Here is an 18163-nt window from a genome sequence, read left to right on the forward strand (position 1 = left end):
AGCCTGCGCCCGTCCGCCCAGCTCAGCCAGGCACCAGCAGTGCCTGGCTGAGCACCACGACGCCGGTACACACTGGACACGTGGACCGACGAGTACGAGAAGAGCTGGGCGACTTCCTGCGCAGCAGACGCGCACGGATAACCCCTGCCGACGTGGGACTGCCCGCCGGGACGCGCCGCCGCACCCCCGGCCTGCGCCGCGAGGAGGTGGCACAGCTCGCCTTCATCTCGCCCGAGTACTACGCCCGCCTGGAACAGGCCCGCGCCCCACACCCCTCCCGCGAGGTACTGGCCCAACTCGTCCGCGCCCTGCGCCTGTCCGACGTCGAGCGCGACCACCTCCACCAGCTGGCCGGACTGCCCCCCGCCCCGCCGCCAGGACCCTCCCGGGAGGTGCGGCAGAGCATCGTCGACCTGCTGCACCGGCTGCCGGAAGCCGCGGCGGTCGTCCTCTCGGCGACGTACGAGGTCATCGCCTGGAACCCCCTGGCCGCCGCCCTCATGGAGGACTTCTCCGCCCTGCCCCCGCGCGAGCGCAACCTCATCCGGCGCACCTTCCTCACCCCGTACCGGCACGGCCGGCGGCTGTACGGCGTCTCGGACGCCGAGGAGTTCGCCCGCACCTCCGCCCAGCACCTGCGCGCGGCCGCGGCCCGCTACCCCCACGACCCGGAAGTGAACGGCCTGGTCGAGGAACTCCTCACCGGCAGCGAGGAGTTCGCACAGCTGTGGGCCGCCCACGACGTGACCGACCGGCCCACCCTGTGCAAAACCTTCGAGCACCCTCTCGTCGGCACGGTCGCCGTCAGGTGCGACGTCCTGGACATCACCGACCGGGACCAGCGCGTCGTCATCTACACCGCCGCCCCCGGCTCGCCGTCGGAGAACGCGCTGCGCCTGCTGTCGGTCGTCGGCACGCAGCGCATGGACGTGCCCGGCTGAGGCACCGCCCAGCCCCGCCCGCCGGGCGCCAAATGTGAGTTGGGTCACTGTGCGGTCGATCAGTGGCGTAGACCTCGTCGCAGGGGCCCTCGTGAACCCAATGGTCACACTCTGTTACCCGTAAGTATCCGGTGACGTTGTGCAGCGTTCAATGATCACTCCGTGATTTTCGATTCCCGGCGCATGCGTGTTCGTCCACATCACCCGGTTGAGTAACCCTCACCAGTGGGCGACAAGACGGAAGTTGACGATCGCCCTTCGCATCAAGCCCTCAACGAAGAGGACTCATGACCGAAGATGTCCACGCGGAGGACGGCAGCAGCCCGGTAGCCGAAGCCGTGCTACCCCTGCCGCTGGAATTCGAGGCGCTCTACCTGGCCAACCAGGAGGCGTTTCACTCCTACGCGTTGCTGCGACTCGGCAACAACGGCGCTGCCGAAGACGCGGTGCACCGCGCGTTCCTGGAAATACTCCGACACTGGGACGCACTGCTCGAAGAGCACAACCTCCAACAGCAGACCTGGGCCATCCTGCGACGCGTCGTCATAGCCCAGACCCTCGAAGCCTTCCGCAAACACCTCACACTGCTGCGCGGCGAAACCGGCCTCTTCCAAGCACTCGGCAACCTCCCGCCACGCCAGTTCGACGCGATCGTCCTGCGCCACATCCTCCAGTACGACACCAAAAGAATCAGCTGGTACATGGGCGTCACACCCAGCACCGTCGACTACCACTGCCGCAAAGCGAAGGAGCGGCTCGAGCCCGCCGTGGCGTCATACATCAAGACCGAGGGGGACCGGGAATGACGAACATGGAGACGCTTCTGGCGCAGGCCGGCACAGAGCTGCGCGCCCGCCGACGACCCTTCGACGTGGGAGCCGGACTCCGCCGCCTCGCCGAGGACGCCGGATACGTACAACCCTCCCAAGAGGTACCACCCGTCTCACGAGCCCGCCAGCAACTCTCCGTAGTGGTCCGCTGGGCCCTCAACCAGACCGGCGCCGCCGTCCACGTCGAACGACTCGCCCAAGAAATCGGCGAGGACGGACTCGACGGAAACTGCGCACCCCTCAAGGACCTGGACGTCGACGGCGCCCACATCTTCGCCTGCATGCTCCACCTCGCCGACCACCCCGAAAGCGCACAGTTCTGGTGGCAGCTCGCCGCCGGCGCCGGAAAAGGCGCCGCCGCCTACTGCCTCTACCTGCACCACCTCGGACGCGGAGAGAACCCCGAAGCCACCCACTGGCTCTACCAACTCCAGCACAGCCTCGACGGCCCCGACGACGCCTTCGTCACATGGATGGGCGAATTCGCCGTCTACGTACGCCGCAACTGCCCCCCACAGGGCACCAGGCAACCCGAACCCGGCATCACCGCGGAAGTGGAACGCCTCGCCGCCCGCGACGACACCGACGCCGTCCTGGTCTGCCGCCCCGAACGGGAGATCGCCGACCGCCTCCAGCACTTCGCCCAGCAGCACTGATCCCGGAGGCGGCAACATCGCCGCCCCGGGGAAAGGCGGAACACACGCCCGTGAACGGCACCGACAACAGTGGGACGCACGACCACGGCAGAGGCGGATTCGCCCGCTGGCTGCTGCGACAGTACCGACTGGCCGGCCACGACCCCGCAGGCACCGACGACCACGTCCGGATCGTCGTCATCGCGGCCATCGCACTCGACACAGGACTGACACCCGAACTGACGACCGAACTCGTACACACCCTCGCCGTCACACCCCAAGACGTCAGAGCCGCCTACCTCGCCGAGTCACGCCGCCGCACCCTCGACAAACTCCTCGACCACCCCGACCTCACCGAACTCGACCATCACCTCGACGAGATCGCCCCCTGGTAAACACCCCCGACAACTCCCGGAACACACCGGAGCCGCTCATCGGAGCGGCTCCCCGCACAATTCAACACTTGTCAATAGCCCTTCACGCAAAGGTTGTTGAGTAGTAACCCCCGACCAATTCTCTACCGGCCGGTAAGCCCTAGGCTCGAACCATGCGCCGAGCGAAAATCGTCTGCACCCTGGGACCCGCCACCGACTCGTACGACCAGATCAAGGCACTGGTCGAAGCCGGAATGAACGTGGCCCGCTTCAACCTCAGCCACGGCACCTACGCCGAGCACGAGGAGCGCTACCAGCGCGTGCGAAAGGCCTCCGAGGAGACCGGCCGCAGCGTCGGCATCCTCGCCGACCTTCAAGGCCCGAAGATCCGCCTCGGCCGCTTCCGCGAAGGACCCGTACTACTCGAACGCGGCGACGAGTTCACCATCACCGTCGAAGCCGACGTCCAAGGCGACCGCCAACACTGCGGCACCACCTACAGCGGCCTCGCCGACGACGTCACCACCGGCGAACGCATCCTCGTCGACGACGGCAAAGTCACCCTCGAAGTCACCGCCGTCGACGGCCCCCGCGTCACCACCACCGTCATCGAAGGCGGCATGGTCTCCGACCACAAGGGCCTCAACCTCCCCGGCGTCGCCGTCTCCGTCCCCGCACTCTCCGACAAGGACGAAGCAGACCTCCGCTGGGCCCTGAGTTCAGGCTTCGACGTCATCGCCCTCTCCTTCGTACGCAGCGGACGCGACATCGAGGACGTCCACCGCATCATGGACGAGGAGAACCGCCGCCTCCCCGTCATCGCCAAGGTCGAAAAACCCCAGGCCGTCGACAACATCGAAGACATCGTCGCCGCCTTCGACGGAATCATGGTCGCCCGCGGCGACCTCGGCGTCGAAATGCCCCTGGAACAAGTCCCCATCGTCCAGAAGCGCGCCATCAAACTCGCCAAACGCAACGCCAAACCCGTCATCGTCGCCACCCAAATGCTCGACTCGATGATCGACAACTCCCGCCCCACAAGGGCCGAAGCGAGCGACGTCGCCAACGCCGTCATCGACGGCACGGACGCGGTCATGCTCTCCGGCGAGACGAGCGTCGGCAAATACCCCATCGAAACAGTCAAAACCATGGGCCGCATCGTCGAAGCAGCGGAAGAGGACATCCTCGCCAAGGGCCTCTCCCCACTGACCGAACGCAACAAGCCCCGCACCCAAGGCGGCGCCGTCGCCCGCGCCGCCGCCGAAATGGGCGACTTCCTCGGCGCCAAATTCCTCGTCGCCTTCACCCAGTCCGGCGACACCGTCCGCCGCCTCTCCCGCTACCGCTCGCCCATCCCCCTCCTCGCCTTCACCCCCGACAAAGCCACCCGCTCCCAGCTCAACCTCACCTGGGGCGTCGAAACCCTCCTCGGCCCCCACGTCGACTCCACCGACGCCATGGTCGACCAGGTCGACGAACTCCTCCTCCAAAGCGGCCGCTGCCAAAAAGGCGACACCGTCGTCATCACAGCAGGCTCCCCGCCCGGAGTCCCCGGCTCCACCAACCTCGTCCGCATCCACCACATCGGCGAGGACGACCACCCCGAATAACCCCGGCCGCCAACCCCGGCCGCGGGGCGGCTACGGCGTCACAATGGGGAAGTCCGGATCGGGCTTCCCCACCACGGCAAGCAACTCGGCCAACAGCGAAGCATCCCCCTCCACCCCAATACCCCCGAGCCCCTTGCCGGCCAGCATCGCCAGCAACTGCGGCTTCGTCATCGTGAGCCTGACACCGGCCTCCGGATCAGCCTCCGTATCACTGCGATACGTCAACACGCCGTGCCGCAACGTCAAATGCCACACCCTCCCGCCCAGCGACGGAAGACTCCAGTCCATCCGCAGCCGCACATCCCACGCCCTGGGACCATCGATCCGAACCGCCACCGAATCGATCAGCTGATCCACGGAAAGCGCCATCAACATGTCGGCGCTCGACACCGACGTCTCCGCCCCCCGAACCCCCTCACGCAACTCCTGCGCCCCCGTGAGATAGAAGTTCCGCCACACCGCGTTCTCCGACCCCTGCCCCAACCGGTCGTACACCCGGGCCAGTTCGGACTTCGCCGCCCGACTCCGCGGATCCGCGAATACCAGATGATTCAACAGCGTGGCCGCGAACCGCAGATCACCATCACGGACAAACCCCCGGGCCTTCGCGAGCGTCGCCCCACGACCCCCCAACGCCCGCACATACCGCTTCGCCTCAGCAACCGGCGGATGCTCCCACAAATGCGCGGGATTCCCGTCGAACCACCCCATATAACGCTGATAAATCCCCTTCACGTTATGGCTCAGCGACCCGTAATACCCCCGATTCGCCCACACCCCCGCAAGCGCCGGCGGCAACTCGATCTCCTCAGCGATCTCCCGACCCGTCATCCCAAGATTGATCATCCGCAACGTCTGATCATGCATGTACGCATAAAGATCCCGCTGCCGCTCCAACAACTCGACGATGAACTCACCGCCCCACGTCGGCCAATGATGCGACGCGAACGCCACATCCACCTTCCCGCCGAACAGCACCACGGACTCACCCAGATAATGCGCCCACTGCCGCGCATCACGCACCTGCGCACCACGCAACGTAATGATGTTGTGCATCGTGTGCGTCGCATTCTCCGCCATGCACACCGCACGCAACTCAGGCAGCAGAAAGTTCATCTCGGCAGCGGCCTCGGTACCCGGCGTCATCTGAAACTCGAACCGCACACCGTCGACAGTCTCCGTCTGCCCGGTCTCGGTGATGTCCCTCGTCGGCGGAATCAACCCGATCGACCCCAGCGAAACGGTCTGCCCCAACCCACAACCGATCTGCCCCACCGCCGACTTCGGCAACTGCGCCCCGTACATGTACCCGGAACGCCGCTGCATCGCCGTCCCCGCGTACACGTTCTCCGAGACGGCATGCTCCATGAACCCGTCCGGCGCGAGGATCGGCACGCCGTCCTCCGCTCCCTTCGGGAGTACGCCCCGACACCCGCCGAAGTGGTCGACGTGGGGGTGCGTGTAGATGAGCCCGGTGACCGGCCGGTCGCCCCGGTGCTTCCGGTACAGCTTCAGCGCGGCGGCGGCCGTCTCGGCGGAGATGAGGGGGTCGATGACGATGACGCCGGCGTCGCCCTCTACGAGAGTCATGTTGGAGAGGTCGAGCCCGCGTACCTGATAGATCCGGTCCGTGACCTTGTACAGCCCCTGCTTGGACACGAGCTGCGACTGCCGCCACAGGCTCTTGTGAGCGGTCTTGGGAGCGTCCTTCTCCAGAAATTCGTACGCGTCGGCGTCCCAGACGACCTGCCCCTCGGCGTTCTTGACGACGCCCGGCTCCAGGGCGGCGACGAACCCCCGGTCGGCGTTCTCGAAGTCTCCCTTGGCGGCGGCTTCGGCTCCTTCAGGGCGGGGGAGGGCGGAGGCGGCCTCAGGACTCAGGGCGACAGCCGCGGCGGCGGCACCAGCGGCCGCGGCGACGAAGTGGCGACGGTTCATGGGAGTCATGCGGCCGAAGATCGCAGCGGGGCGCGGGCCGGTCAATGAATCGGCGGGGAATTGGGGCAGCTCCCAATGGGGGAGGGGGCGGGCAGTGACGCGTCCTATTGCGGCGGTCAGTGCTTGGGGCCTACGTGGGTGTCCATGAGGGCGACGGAGGCTTTGCGGGCGACGGAGATGTTGTACGGGTTGCCGTGGCGGGTGCAGTGCGTCCAGGCGATGCCGAGCGTGTCGAGGGTGCCGGTGAAGAGCTCCCTGATGTCGTCCGACTTGTTGGTGAAGAAGTACCGGGGGTACTCGTAGCGCTTGCGCTCGCCGCGGACGAGGCGGGTGGTCCAGTTGGTGATGCGGCAGCCGTCGGAGTGGACGAGGCCCCGGACGAACTCCCACGGGTGGGCGTCGACGATCTCCTGCTGCCAGGGTTCGAGGGCGATCTTCCGCTCGTGCTTCTTGCCGGGGCCGTGCTGGGGGAACATGCACCACAGGTGGTTCGAGTAGACCTTGATGTTCTGGCAGCCGGCCCTGCGGACCCGGCAGACGGAGTTGGCGGGGAAGACCGTGCGCATGGCGTGCTCGCAGTCGTCCATAAGGCCGGGCCAGGTGTCGCCACAGGTGATCGTGAGGCTGGGAACCCGGTGCCCGGAGTACTGGATGATGTGCCCGTCCCCGAGATAGAGCCCCAGCAGATAGGAGTACGCGGCTTTGTCGAGGTCGCGGCCGTCGCACCGTGGGCACCTGGGGTCGTGCCCGCCCGGGCATTCTCCACGCTTGGCGCGGTCCATGTGCCGCCAGTAGCTGATCGTGCCGAGCGGGAGGTTCAGCCGACGCGAGACGTCGGCATTCTTGGCGCCCCCGCGCAGCAGAGTCAGGGCCTTCTGTCGCACTTCTGCGCCGTGGAAGTTCATGCGGCCACTCTGCGCAACTGGACATGCCCGTGTGTAATAAAAAGCGGAGGTCCACGAGAACGTGGACCTCCGCTTTGCGGTGGTGCCGGGTGCGGGATTCGAACCCGCAAGCCCTCTCAGGCAGAGGTGTTTGAGACCTCCGTGTATACCGTTCCACCAACCCGGCCAGGCGCTGCCGGAAGTGTACCGGGTCACCGCGTGCCATCGCAGCTAGGTACCCTGCTAGGGCAGCGCACCTGCCATGAACGAGGAGCCCCCGTGACCGCCCCCGAGTCGCCCCAGCCCACCGACGCGTCGGACGACGACGACCAGTCGCACGTGCCTCCGGTGACGACCCGCGTCGTCATCGCCGAGGACGAGGCCCTGATCCGGCTCGACCTCAAAGAGATGCTCGAGGAAGAGGGCTACAGCGTCGTAGGCGAGGCCGGTGACGGTGAGAAGGCCGTCGAGCTGGCCCGCGAGCACAGGCCCGACCTGGTGATCCTGGACGTGAAGATGCCCGTCCTGGACGGCATCTCCGCGGCGGAGAAGATCGCCGAGGAGTCCATCGCCCCGGTACTGATGCTGACCGCCTTCTCGCAGCGCGACCTCGTCGAGCGGGCGCGGGACGCCGGCGCGATGGCGTACCTCGTGAAGCCGTTCAGCAAGAGTGACGTCGTCCCGGCGATCGAGATGGCCGTCTCGCGGTTCACGGAGCTGAAGGCGCTGGAGAAGGAGGTCGCGGACCTCTCGCAGCGGCTGGAGACGCGGAAGCTGGTGGACAGGGCGAAGTCGATCCTGCAGACGGAGTACGGCCTGACGGAGCCCGCCGCGTTCCGGTGGATCCAGAAGACGTCGATGGACCGTCGTCTGTCGATGCAGCAGGTCGCGGAGGCGGTCATCGAGGACGCCGAGGAGAAGAAGGCGTCGAAGGGCTGACCGCTTCTTGAGCACATGCGAGGAGGCCCGCACCCTGCGCTCGGGGTGCGGGCCTCCTCGTATGCCCAGGGAGAGCAGCGCTCAGTCCTCGCCCAGGTACGCCTTCCGCACGGACTCGTCGTGCAGCAGGTCGCTTCCGGTGCCGGAGAGGACGATCTTGCCGACTTCCATGACGTGGCCGTGGTCGGCCAGCGAGAGCGCAGCCTGGGCGTTCTGTTCGACGAGGAGGATCGTCGTGCCGTTGGCCTTGAGCTCGGAGATCGTCGCCATGATCTTCTGCATCATGATCGGCGAGAGGCCCATCGAGGGTTCGTCGAGCATCAGGAGCTTGGGCTGGGACATGAGGGCGCGGCCCATGGCGAGCATTTGCTGCTCGCCGCCGGAGAGTGTGCCCGCTGCCTGTTTCTTCCGTTCTCCGAGGATGGGGAAGAGTTCGTAGGCGTGCTGGATGTCCTTTTCGATGCCTGCTTTGTCGGAGCGGAGGTAGGCGCCGAGGCGGAGGTTGTTCTCGATGGTCATGCGCGGAAAGATGTGGCGGCCTTCGGGGGAGTGGGCGAGGCCTTGGGCGACGATCTGGTCGGCGCGGTATTTCCGCAGGGGTTTTCCGTTGAACTTGATGGAGCCGCTGACCGGTTTGAGGAGGCCGGAGAGGGTCCGGAGTGTTGTCGTCTTGCCCGCGCCGTTGGTTCCGATGAGGGTGACGACTTCGCCTGCGTCGACTTTGAAGGTGATGCCTTTGACGGCTTCGATCTTGCCGTAGGCGACGCGGAGGTCCTCGACCTCAAGGAGTGCGGTCATTTGTTGTTCTCCTCGAAGGGCTCGCCGAGGTAGGCGGCGATGACGCGGTCGTCCTGTTGAACTGTTTCGCTGGTTCCTTCGACGAGTTTTTCGCCTTGGACGAGGACGGCGACGCGGTCGCAGAGGTTGAAGATGAAGCGCATGTCGTGCTCGATGACGAGGACGGCGGTGCCCATGTCGCGGATGGCGAAGACGAGTTCTTCGGTGGCGCGGGTTTCCTGGGGGTTCATTCCCGCTGTGGGTTCGTCGAGGAGGAGCAGGCCGGGTTCGCTGGCCAGGGCGCGGGCGATTTCCAGCTTGCGCTGTTCTCCGTAGGGGAGGTTGCGCGAGAGGTGTTCGGCTTTGTCGGCGAGTCCGACGAATTCGAGGAGTTCCATGGCACGGGCTTTGGAGGCTGCCTCTGCCCTGTGGAATCCGGGGCCGCGCAGCAGCGCTGACCAGAGGCCTTCCTTCGTCCGCGTGTGCCGGCCGACGAGGACGTTTTCCAGGACGGTCATGTTGGCGAAGAGGCGGATGTTCTGGAAGGTGCGGGCGATGCCGGCTGCGGTGACTTTGAAGGATTTGGCGGGGAGGATCTGGCCCTTGTAGCGGACTTCGCCCTCGGTCGGGATGTAGAGGCCGGTGAGGCAGTTGAAGAAGGTGGTTTTGCCTGCGCCGTTGGGTCCGATGAGGCCGACGATTTCGCCGGTGTTGACGGTGAGGTCGACGGAGCGTACGGCGGTGAGGCCGCCGAAGCGCATGGTGACGCCGCGCGCGTCGAGGACGGTTTCGCCGGCTGGGGTGGCCGGTGTGGGGTCCTTTTTGGTGGTGTCCGTGGTCATGGGTCAGACCCCCGTCTTGCTGAGGACTGCGGGTGGCGGCGTCTCGCCGGGCGGGAGCTCGGATTCGTGGAATTCGAGTTGGCGGCGGCGGTTGGGGATGAGGCCTTCGGGGCGGAAGCGCATGAGGAGTGCGAGGGCGAGTCCGAAGGCGAACAGCTGGTAGTCGCCGAGGAATTGGAGCTTGTTGGGGATGAGGTAGAGCAGTGCGGCGCCGACGAGGGGTCCGCTGATGGTGCCCATGCCGCCGAGGACGACGGCCGCCAGGAGGAAGGCGGAGTTGGGTGGGACGGAGTTGGCGAATTGGTATTGCTCGGGTGTGACGGTGTAGGTGACGTGGGCTTGGACGGTGCCTGCGAGTCCGGCGAGGGAGGCGCCGAGGGCGAAGGCGATGAGTTTTACGCGGAAGCCGTTGATGCCCATGGCGAGTGCGGCGGTTTCGTCTTCGCGGATGGCGACCCAGGCGCGTCCGATGCGGGAGTCTCCGCTGCGGCGGAAGACGAGGACGACGACGAGGGTGATGAGCAGCATCAGGAAGAAGTAGTTGGCGAAGCGGCCGATGGTCTGGCCGGCGATGCTGTGTTCCACGCCGAAGTCGAAGCCGAAGATCTTGAGGTTGGGGATGGAGGAGATTCCGTTGGAGCCGTTGGTGATGTCGGGTCCTGAGGAGCCGTCGGAGTTGTTGGCGGCGATGCGGAAGATTTCGCCGAAGCCGAGGGTGACGATGGCGAGGTAGTCGCCGCGGAGTCGGAGGGTGGGGGCGCCGATGAGGACGCCGAAGACGAGTGAGGCGCCGGCGCCGACGAGGATGGCGGCCCAGAAGGGGAGGTGGATGTCGAAGGGTGAGGCGGGGGATCCGGAGACCATGGCTGCGGCGTAGGCGCCGACGCCGAGGAAGGCGACGTATCCGAGGTCGAGGAGTCCTGCGAGGCCGACGACGATGTTCAGGCCGAGGGCGACGGTGGCGAAGATGAGGATGTAGACGCCGATGGTGGCGTATTGGTCGTCGCTCTGGGTGAAGGGGAATGCGGCGGCGGCGAGGAAGGCGCCGATGAGGGTGATGTTGCGGTGGCGTGCGGTGTAGACGGAGACCTGTGCGACGAGGCCGGCTTTGGCGAGTGCGGCGAAGCCGAGGCCGACGGTGATGAGGAATCCGATGAAGAGTTCGTCGTATTCGGTGCCGATGCCGTAGGTGAAGACGAGCAGGCCGGTGGCGAGGGCGGTGATGATGATGAGGATTTCGAGGTACGAGTTGAGTTTGCGGGGCGGGGCCGGGGTGGTGTCCGCGGCGAAGGCGCCCTTGATGATGGTTTTGGCGTTGCGGGTGCGGTGTTTGAACTGTTCCCAGGAGCTGTCTTCTTCGTCGACCGGGTAGGTGTGCGGTCGGTGGAAGGGCAGGGCGAGGGCGCCGGTGAGGGCGATGAGGGTGGCGATGCCCGCGATCCAGCCGCCGGGTTCGAGGTTGGCGAGTCCGCCGAGTTTCTTGCTGATGGCGAAGATCGTGTACCAGGTGGTGGCGAAGGCGGCGAGTGCGGCGTATTTGAGGGCGGCGTCGGCTCCGGCGGGGGCCAGGGCGCGGAAGCCCTTGGTGCCGTAGGAGGCGAGTCCGTAGGCGGTGGTGAGTGCGCCGGCGATGAGGACGAGCCATTGGAGGCCGCCGGGGTAGCCGTAGACGGTGAGGTCGCCGGGGAATCGGGCGGTCCAGGTCCAGGCGAGGAAGGCGGAGACGATGGTGAGGATGCCGCCGCCGGTGGCGAGGGCGCGGGCGGGGCCGGTGGGGATGGGGATGAGCCCGGTGGCCGGCTTTTCGTTGTGCGGGCGGGGGCTGTCGGCTGCTGTGGTGTGTGTGGTCATGGTTGTCACGCCCTGTCCGCGACGCGCTCGCCGAGGAGGCCTTGGGGCCTGACGAGGAGGACGACGATGAGGAGTACGAACGCCCAGACGTCGGCCCAGGACTGGCCGCCGAGTTTGTCCATGCCGGGGACGTCGTTGATGTAGGCGGTGGCCATGGATTCGGCGAGGCCGAGGACGATTCCGCCGATCATGGCGCCGTAGATGTTGCCGATGCCGCCGAGTACGGCTGCGGTGAAGGCTTTGAGGCCGAGGATGAATCCCATGCGGAAGTCGATCTGGCCGTATTTGAGTCCGCGGGCGACGGCGGCGATGCCGGCGAAGGCGGCGCCGATGGCGAAGGCGACGACGATGACGCGGTCGGTGTTGATCCCCATGAGTTTGGCGGTGTCGGGGTCTTGTGCGGTGGCTTGCATGCCGCGGCCGATGCGGGTCTTCATGACGAAGTAGCCGAGGGCGAGCATGCAGATGGGTGCGGCGACGAGCAGGAAGACGTCGCCGGGTTGCATGGTGACGGAGCCGATGTGGATGGAGCCGCCGGGGAGTTCGGGGAAGGAGCGGGCGGATTTCGCTTCGGGGTACCAGGCCCAGACGGCTTGCTGGAGGGCGAGGGAGAGTCCGATGGCGGTGATGAGGGGGGCGAGGCGCGGTGCTTCGCGGAGGGGTCGGTAGGCGAAGCGTTCGGCGCCGATGGCGATGGTGGTGGAGACGAAAATGGCGCCTATGAGCATGAGGGGGACGGCGGCCCACATGCTGGTGCCGGCGGGGAGCCAGATCCAGACGGTGAGGGCGCCGAATCCGCCGGTCATGAAGATCTCGCCGTGGGCGAAGTTGATGAGCTGGACGATGCCGTAGACCATTGTGTAGCCGATGGCGATGAGGCCGTACATGGATCCCAGTAGCAGGCCGTTGACCAGCTGTTGCGGCAGTTCGTGCACCGCAGGTCCTCCGAGTCTTTCGTGCGACGGATGCGACGCCGCGCGGGGCGCTCGTCTGCGGCGCCCCGCGCGGGTGGTCGTGGGCTACGGTCCGGGGGTCAGTTGCTCCCGGTGTAGGTGCCGGACTCGACGGGCTTCCAGCCGGTCTTGGGGTCGGTGGTCTTGACCTGGTAGACGGTGAGCTGCTTGTTGGTGGCGTCGCCGTATTCGTCGAAGGAGACCTTGCCGGTGACGCCGTCGAAGGAGACGCCCTTCATGGCGTCGATGACCTTGGCGCGGGCGTCGTCGGGGAGTTTGCCGTCGTTGTCGTCGACGATCTTCTTGACGGCTTCGATGATGGCCCAGGCGCTGTCGTAGGAGTAGCCGCCGTAGGCTTCGTAGGCTTCCTTGAAGCCGGCTTTCTTGTAGTTGGCGATGAACTCCTTGGCGGAGGGGAGTTCTTCGACGGGCTGGCCGACGGAGGTGGCGTAGTCGCCGATGCCCTGCTTGCCGGAGAGTTTGATGAAGTCGGCGCTGTAGATGCCGTCGCCGCCGACGAGGGGTGCCTTGGAGCCGGCTTGTTTCATCTGCTTGCTGAGGGGTCCGGCCTGGGGGTATTCGCCGCCGTAGTAGACGAGGTCGGCGTCGGAGTTTCGGATCTTGGTGGCGACGGCGCCGAAGTCTTTGGTGTCGGGGTTGATGTGTTCGGTGCCGACGACCTTGCCGCCGAGTTTGGTGAACTCGTCCTTGAAGGTGGCGGCGAGTCCGGCGCCGTAGGTCTTCTTGTCGTCGACGACGAAGACCTTCTTCTTCTTGGCCGTGTTGTACAGGTACTGGGCGGCGAAGGGGCCTTGGATGGCGTCGGTGGTGGCCGTACGGAAGTAGGACTTGTACGGGCGTGTCTTCTTGCCGCCGTTCCAGTCCGGGCCCTGGGTGAGGGCGGGGTTGGTGTTGGCGGGGGAGACCTGGACGAGTTTGGCGTCGTCGAAGACCTTCTGCATCGATTCGGCGACGGAGGAGTTCAGGGGGCCGACGGCGCCGAGGACGTCCTTGTCGGCGACGAGTTTGGTGGCGTTGGTCTGGCCGGACGAGGGCTGGCCCTGGTCGTCGAGGGCCTGGATCTTGAACGTGACGCCGTCGACGTACTCCTTGGCGTTGGCCTGTTTGGCGGCGAGGTCGACGGAGTTGCGGATGCCGAGGCCCAGTGCGGAGAGTTCACCGGTCAGTGGCGCGTCGACGCCGATGACCACGGTGGTGCCGCCGCCGCCGGCTTCGTCTCCGTCGTCCTTGTCGTCGCGCGAGCCACAGGCGGTGAGGGTGAGAGCCCCCGCGGTGAGTGCAGCGGTGATGGCTATGAGCGAACGTTGACGCACGATCAGTCCTTTCCCCTGGCACGGCTGTCCCCTGTTGGGATGCCGAGTCGAGCGCGGAACCGAACTGAGAGGAATCCGGTGGGCGCGGTGACTGGCCGTGACTCTAAGGGCGCCTTTGTTCTTGGTGGAGTGGTCGGGCCAAGGCTGTGACGCTCTTGTTATGCCACGGAGTATTCCGGGCTGGAACGCGGGGGGCGGTTGGGGCTGAATATGGCCTTGTTCGGTGGATCTCGACGTATCCGCATGGTGAGAATCTCCAGGGCAACCGGCAGGACTGTAAAGCTGTTTGACTCATGACAGTGGTGTTCGTGGGCATGCGGCCGCGAGGGCGCCGGAAAGATCATTCGCGTATTCCGGACCGAGGATGTAACTCTGCTTCTCGATTGCTCGCGTATTACGCAGCGTTACCTTCAGGAAAGGGAGTCCGGCATTCCGTGGCACTTCTCCACATTCGCGAATGTGCATCCTGATGATCAACTTCCGGGGTGATCCCGTTTTGATCTCGAAAGGGGTGTGTGGGGAGGTACGGACCGAAAGGGCCGCTGACGGCTGGGCGACCGTCCGTATGGTCACCGGTGGCCCCGACTCCTGCGTGAAGGTCACGGCGAAGGTGAAGTTCCGGTCCCCGGCCCGGGGGTGCGACATCCCGCCCGTGTACGTCACCGACACGCTCTGCGACGGCCAGGGCGGCGCGGGCGGGGGCGGGGGCTCCGGGCGGGTGAAGTAGAGGCCGAGTCCGGCGGTGCCGATGACCGCTGTCGCGGCGGCGACGATCGTGGTGCGGCGGTGGCGGGTCCGGCGCGGGGCGGGCCGGACGGGGTGCGGGGGGACGGACTCGTGGTCGTAGGTGTCCTCGCCCGGCTCGACGGGGCCGATGGCGTTCACGTCCACGGCCCGCCGCTCGGCCCGCCGTCGCGGTGGCGCTCCGCGCACCGCTCACGCGCCTGCCGGCCGATCAACTCGCGGCCCGCCGCGGCTGATTCGCGTCTGCGTTCGGCGCGTGCGGCGTCCAGGACGTCGCGCAGGATCATGTACTGCCCGTTGGACAGGCCCATCGACTGGTAGTCGCCGTAGGTCGTGTCGCCCGAGTCGTAGATCTGCCGGGCCCACTTGGTGATGATCGTGGTGCACAGAGCGGCGGGGGCCGTGGAGCTGGGTGCGGCCTTTGGGCCGCTTGTCGTGCTCGTCGTGGTGTCGGCGTCCGGGACTCCGGAGTCGCCGCAGCCGGCAGTGGAGAGGGTCAAGGGGAGAGCGAGGGCGAGCGCACAGAGCCGTATCCGGTGCCTCATGCGCCGACGCTAGACCGGAGCCTCACGCTCCGACAATGCGTGTGCGCTCGCCGTGTGCGCGCCCGCCGTGAGGGTGCCCGCCGCCTGGGGTCAGCCGGCCGCGCCGTCCGCGCCGGCTGCGGGGACCTCCCGCAGCATGCACGTCAGGCGCGCGCTGCACACCCGCTTGCCCTGCTCGTCGCTGATCACGATCTCGTACGTCGCCGTGGAGCGGCCCCGGTGCACGGGCGTCGCCACGCCGGTGACCAGGCCGGAGCGGGCGCCGCGGTGGTGCGTGCAGTTCAGGTCGACGCCGACGGCGAGCTTGTTCACCCCGCCGTGCAGCATCGCGCCGATCGAGCCGAGGGTCTCGGCGAGGACGGCGGACGCGCCGCCGTGCAGCAGGCCGTACGGCTGGGTGTTGCCCTCGACCGGCATGGTGCCGACGACGCGCTCCGCCGAGGCTTCCAGGATCTGCACGCCCATGCGGGTGCCGAGGTGCCCCGCGGAGAACAGGGAGGGCAGATCGACCCCGAGCGAGGCGTACTCGTCGAGGACCTCCTGCGGGAACTTCACGCTGTGCTGCTCGCCCATGGGGCCCGGCTCCGTTCGTTCGTCGTCACACGCGTCACCTGTCGCTGAGCAAACGCTCAGTCGATCGCCGATTGTTCCAGGCGTACGACGACGGACTTGCTGGCAGGGGTGTTGCTGGTGTCCGCGGTGGCGTCCAGCGGCACCAGGACGTTGGTCTCGGGGTAGTAGGCGGCGGCGCAGCCGCGTGCCGTCGGGTAGTGCACGACGCGGAAGCCCGGCGCGCGGCGCTCGATGCCGTCCTGCCACTCGCTGACGAGGTCGGCGTACGTCCCGTCGGCGAGGCCGAGGTCCGCGGCGTCGTCGGGGTGGATCAGGACCACGCGGCGGCCGTTCTTGATGCCGCGGTAGCGGTCGTCGAGGCCGTAGATCGTGGTGTTGTACTGGTCGTGGGAGCGCAGGGTCTGCAGCAGCAGCCGTCCCTTCGGGACGGCGGGGTACTCGACCGGTGCGGCCGTGAAGTTGGCCTTGCCGGTGGCCGTGGGGAAGCGGCGCTCGTCGCGTGGGGCGTGGGGCAAGGTGAAGCCGCCGGGGCGGGCGATCTTGGCGTTGAAGTCCTCGAAGCCGGGGACCACGCGCGCGATGCGGTCGCGCACGGTGGCGTAGTCCTTCTCGAACTCCTCCCACGGTGTGCGGGAGGCGCTGCCGAGGACGCGGCGGGCCAGGCGGCACACGATGGCGGGTTCGGACAGCAGCTGGTCGCTCGCGGGCTCCAGGCGGCCGCGGGAGGCGTGGACCATGCCCATGGAGTCCTCGACGGTCACGACCTGCTCACCGCTGCCCTGGAGGTCGCGCTCGGTGCGGCCGAGCGTCGGCAGGATCAGGGCGCGGGCGCCCGTGACGGCGTGCGAGCGGTTGAGCTTGGTGGAGACGTGCACGGTGAGGCGCGCGCGGCGCATGGCAGCTTCGGTGACGTCGGTGTCGGGGGAGGCGGCGACGAAGTTGCCTCCCATCGCGAAGAACACCTTCGCGTCGCCGTCGCGCAGGGCCTTGATGGCGCGGACGACGTCCAGGCCGTGGTGGCGGGGCGGCGCGAAGCCGAACTCCTTCTCCAGGGCGTCGAGGAAGGCGGGCGCGGGCCGTTCGAAGATGCCCATGGTGCGGTCGCCCTGCACGTTCGAGTGGCCGCGCACGGGGCAGACGCCCGCGCCGGTGCGGCCGATGTTGCCGCGCAGCAGCAGGAAGTTGACGACCTCGCGGATGGTGGGGACGGCGTGCTTGTGCTGGGTGAGGCCCATGGCCCAGCACACGACGGTGCGCTTCGAGGCGAGCACCATGCGCAGGGCGTCCTCGATGCGGTCGCGGGTCAGGCCGGTGGCCCGCAGCGTCTCGTCCCAGTCGGCGTCCCGTGCGGCCCGGACGAACTCTTCGTAGCCATGGGTGTGTTCGCGGACGAACTCCTCGTCGACGGCTCCCTCGGTCTCCAGGATGAGTTTGTTGAGGAGGCGGAAGAGGGCCTGGTCGCCGCCGAGGCGGATCTGGAGGAACAGGTCGGTGAGGGCGGTGCCCTTGAGCATGCCCTGTGCGGTCTGCGGGTTCTTGAAGCGCTCCAGGCCCGCCTCGGGCAGCGGATTGACCGTGATGATCTTCGCGCCGTTGTTCTTCGCCTTCTCCAGGGCGGAGAGCATGCGCGGGTGGTTCGTGCCCGGGTTCTGTCCGGCGACGATGATCAGGTCCGATTTGTGGAGGTCCTCCAGGAGGACGCTGCCCTTGCCGACGCCGATCGTCTCGGTGAGCGCGGAGCCGGACGACTCGTGGCACATGTTCGAGCAGTCGGGGAGGTTGTTCGTGCCGAGCTCGCGGGCGAACAGCTGGTACAGGAACGCCGCTTCGTTGCTGGTGCGGCCCGAGGTGTAGAAGACGGACTCGTCGGGGGAGTCGAGGGCCGCGATCTCCTCGGCGATGATGTCGAAGGCCCGCTCCCAGGACACGGGCTCGTACCTCTCGGCGTCCTCCGCCAGGTACATGGGGTGGGTGATGCGGCCCTGCTGCCCCAGCCAGTACCCACTACGGGTGGCGAGGTCGGTGACGGGGTGCGCGGCGAAGAAGTCCGGGGTGACGCGGCGCAGCGTGGCTTCCTCGGCGACGGCCTTCGCGCCGTTCTCGCAGAACTCCGCCTTGTGGCGGTGGTCCGGCTCGGGCCAGGCGCAGCCGGGGCAGTCGAAGCCGTCCTTCTGATTGACGCGGAGCAGGGTGAGGGCGGTGCGGCGCACGCCCATCTGCTGCTGTGCCATGCGCAGTGTGTGACCGATGGCGGGCAGTCCCGCCGCCGCGTGCTGGGCCTCGGCGACCTGCGGCGCGTCCTGGACCGGATCGCCCTTGGGCGGCTTGCTTGCCATGGTCGGCTCCCCTTCGAGCACGTGCGTGAGCTACGTCTCCGATACTCCCACGCGACG

17 protein-coding genes and 1 tRNA gene are annotated in these 18163 nt (G+C 67.2%); 7 read left to right on the forward strand and 11 right to left on the reverse strand.

Annotation, left to right across the window (positions count from 1 at the left end; all coding sequences use genetic code 11):
* The first annotated feature begins 80 nt into the window (after positions 1–80).
* From AB0N81_RS07875 to pyk, 5 genes are all read left to right on the forward strand, one after another.
* Positions 81–941 (forward strand): helix-turn-helix transcriptional regulator, encoded by an 861-nt coding sequence (locus AB0N81_RS07875; RefSeq protein WP_365356639.1) that lies wholly within the window; start codon positions 81–83, stop codon positions 939–941.
* Between the two features lie 287 nt (positions 942–1228).
* A complete protein-coding gene (locus AB0N81_RS07880) occupies positions 1229–1747 on the forward strand; it encodes a sigma-70 family RNA polymerase sigma factor (protein ID WP_365356640.1) in 519 nt (172 codons plus the stop codon).
* Positions 1744–2427 carry a hypothetical protein gene (locus AB0N81_RS07885; RefSeq protein ID WP_365356641.1) on the forward strand — a complete coding sequence of 228 codons (684 nt, stop codon included), beginning with the start codon at positions 1744–1746 and terminating at the stop codon, positions 2425–2427. The genes AB0N81_RS07880 and AB0N81_RS07885 overlap by 4 nt, the downstream gene beginning before the upstream one ends.
* A gap of 50 nt (positions 2428–2477) precedes the next feature.
* Positions 2478–2801: a hypothetical protein gene (locus tag AB0N81_RS07890; protein ID WP_365356642.1), complete on the forward strand. Its 324-nt coding sequence runs from the start codon at positions 2478–2480 to the stop codon at positions 2799–2801.
* Between the two features lie 152 nt (positions 2802–2953).
* Positions 2954–4390 (forward strand): pyruvate kinase, encoded by a 1437-nt coding sequence (gene pyk / locus AB0N81_RS07895; RefSeq protein WP_365356644.1) that lies wholly within the window; start codon positions 2954–2956, stop codon positions 4388–4390.
* A 30-nt stretch (positions 4391–4420) separates the two neighbouring features.
* Here pyk and AB0N81_RS07900 read toward each other — a convergent pair whose 3' ends face one another.
* From AB0N81_RS07900 to AB0N81_RS07910, 3 genes are all read right to left on the reverse strand, one after another.
* On the reverse strand, positions 4421–6337 hold the full coding sequence (locus AB0N81_RS07900) for an alkyl sulfatase dimerization domain-containing protein (protein WP_365356646.1): 1917 nt from the start codon (positions 6335–6337) through the stop codon (positions 4421–4423).
* A 107-nt stretch (positions 6338–6444) separates the two neighbouring features.
* Positions 6445–7233, reverse strand: a complete 789-nt coding sequence (locus AB0N81_RS07905; RefSeq protein ID WP_365356647.1) for a helix-turn-helix domain-containing protein — start codon at positions 7231–7233, stop codon at positions 6445–6447.
* A gap of 80 nt (positions 7234–7313) precedes the next feature.
* A tRNA-Leu gene (locus tag AB0N81_RS07910) sits at positions 7314–7399 on the reverse strand.
* Between the two features lie 92 nt (positions 7400–7491).
* Here AB0N81_RS07910 and AB0N81_RS07915 point away from each other — a divergent pair.
* Entirely contained in the window at positions 7492–8151 is a 660-nt protein-coding gene (locus AB0N81_RS07915; protein WP_365356649.1) for a response regulator, read from the forward strand.
* Positions 8152–8232: 81 nt separating this feature from the next.
* Here AB0N81_RS07915 and AB0N81_RS07920 read toward each other — a convergent pair whose 3' ends face one another.
* From AB0N81_RS07920 to AB0N81_RS07940, 5 genes are all read right to left on the reverse strand, one after another.
* A complete protein-coding gene (locus AB0N81_RS07920) occupies positions 8233–8949 on the reverse strand; it encodes an ABC transporter ATP-binding protein (protein WP_365356650.1) in 717 nt (238 codons plus the stop codon).
* Positions 8946–9770: an ABC transporter ATP-binding protein gene (locus tag AB0N81_RS07925; RefSeq protein WP_365356652.1), complete on the reverse strand. Its 825-nt coding sequence runs from the start codon at positions 9768–9770 to the stop codon at positions 8946–8948. Before AB0N81_RS07925 ends, AB0N81_RS07920 begins: the two co-directional genes overlap by 4 nt.
* A 3-nt stretch (positions 9771–9773) precedes the next feature.
* On the reverse strand, positions 9774–11621 hold the full coding sequence (locus AB0N81_RS07930) for a branched-chain amino acid ABC transporter permease (RefSeq protein ID WP_365356653.1): 1848 nt from the start codon (positions 11619–11621) through the stop codon (positions 9774–9776).
* A gap of 5 nt (positions 11622–11626) precedes the next feature.
* Positions 11627–12556, reverse strand: coding sequence for a branched-chain amino acid ABC transporter permease (locus AB0N81_RS07935; protein ID WP_365356655.1), 930 nt, complete (start codon positions 12554–12556; stop codon positions 11627–11629).
* Positions 12557–12654: 98 nt separating this feature from the next.
* Positions 12655–13908: a branched-chain amino acid ABC transporter substrate-binding protein gene (locus AB0N81_RS07940; RefSeq protein ID WP_365356657.1), complete on the reverse strand. Its 1254-nt coding sequence runs from the start codon at positions 13906–13908 to the stop codon at positions 12655–12657.
* Positions 13909–14473: 565 nt separating this feature from the next.
* On the opposite strand from AB0N81_RS07940, the gene AB0N81_RS07945 reads away from it, so the two are divergent.
* Entirely contained in the window at positions 14474–14635 is a 162-nt protein-coding gene (locus tag AB0N81_RS07945) for a hypothetical protein (RefSeq protein ID WP_365356658.1), read from the forward strand.
* A gap of 154 nt (positions 14636–14789) precedes the next feature.
* Here the strand turns inward: AB0N81_RS07945 and AB0N81_RS07950 are convergent, their stop codons facing one another.
* The 3 genes from AB0N81_RS07950 to AB0N81_RS07960 all read right to left on the reverse strand — a co-directional run bounded on the left by AB0N81_RS07950 (position 14790) and on the right by AB0N81_RS07960 (position 18106).
* The gene (locus tag AB0N81_RS07950; RefSeq protein ID WP_365356659.1) at positions 14790–15197 is read right to left on the reverse strand and encodes a hypothetical protein; all 408 of its coding nucleotides are present in this window, start codon (positions 15195–15197) and stop codon (positions 14790–14792) included.
* Between the two features lie 90 nt (positions 15198–15287).
* Positions 15288–15770 (reverse strand): hotdog fold thioesterase, encoded by a 483-nt coding sequence (locus tag AB0N81_RS07955; protein ID WP_365356661.1) that lies wholly within the window; start codon positions 15768–15770, stop codon positions 15288–15290.
* A 56-nt stretch (positions 15771–15826) separates the two neighbouring features.
* Positions 15827–18106, reverse strand: a complete 2280-nt coding sequence (locus AB0N81_RS07960) for an FdhF/YdeP family oxidoreductase (RefSeq protein ID WP_365356663.1) — start codon at positions 18104–18106, stop codon at positions 15827–15829.
* Positions 18107–18163 lie beyond the last annotated feature (57 nt).

It is taken from the genome of Streptomyces sp. NPDC093510 (genome assembly GCF_040683555.1).
In the GTDB taxonomy this organism is placed as follows: Bacteria; Actinomycetota; Actinomycetes; order Streptomycetales; family Streptomycetaceae; genus Streptomyces.

Bases quoted from the DNA above. Each gene is read 5' to 3' on its own strand.
- AB0N81_RS07950 (WP_365356659.1), bottom strand. From the start codon at position 15,197: ATGAGGCACCGGATACGGCTCTGTGCGCTCGCCCTCGCTCTCCCCTTG.
- AB0N81_RS07920 (WP_365356650.1), bottom strand. From the start codon at position 8,949: ATGACCGCACTCCTTGAGGTCGAGGACCTCCGCGTCGCCTACGGCAAG.
- AB0N81_RS07930 (WP_365356653.1), bottom strand. From the start codon at position 11,621: ATGACCACACACACCACAGCAGCCGACAGCCCCCGCCCGCACAACGAA.
- AB0N81_RS07960 (WP_365356663.1), bottom strand. From the start codon at position 18,106: ATGGCAAGCAAGCCGCCCAAGGGCGATCCGGTCCAGGACGCGCCGCAG.
- AB0N81_RS07955 (WP_365356661.1), bottom strand. From the start codon at position 15,770: ATGGGCGAGCAGCACAGCGTGAAGTTCCCGCAGGAGGTCCTCGACGAG.
- AB0N81_RS07925 (WP_365356652.1), bottom strand. From the start codon at position 9,770: ATGACCACGGACACCACCAAAAAGGACCCCACACCGGCCACCCCAGCC.
- pyk (WP_365356644.1), top strand. From the start codon at position 2,954: ATGCGCCGAGCGAAAATCGTCTGCACCCTGGGACCCGCCACCGACTCG.
- AB0N81_RS07945 (WP_365356658.1), top strand. From the start codon at position 14,474: ATGGTCACCGGTGGCCCCGACTCCTGCGTGAAGGTCACGGCGAAGGTG.
- AB0N81_RS07905 (WP_365356647.1), bottom strand. From the start codon at position 7,233: ATGAACTTCCACGGCGCAGAAGTGCGACAGAAGGCCCTGACTCTGCTG.
- AB0N81_RS07885 (WP_365356641.1), top strand. From the start codon at position 1,744: ATGACGAACATGGAGACGCTTCTGGCGCAGGCCGGCACAGAGCTGCGC.
- AB0N81_RS07880 (WP_365356640.1), top strand. From the start codon at position 1,229: ATGACCGAAGATGTCCACGCGGAGGACGGCAGCAGCCCGGTAGCCGAA.
- AB0N81_RS07900 (WP_365356646.1), bottom strand. From the start codon at position 6,337: ATGACTCCCATGAACCGTCGCCACTTCGTCGCCGCGGCCGCTGGTGCC.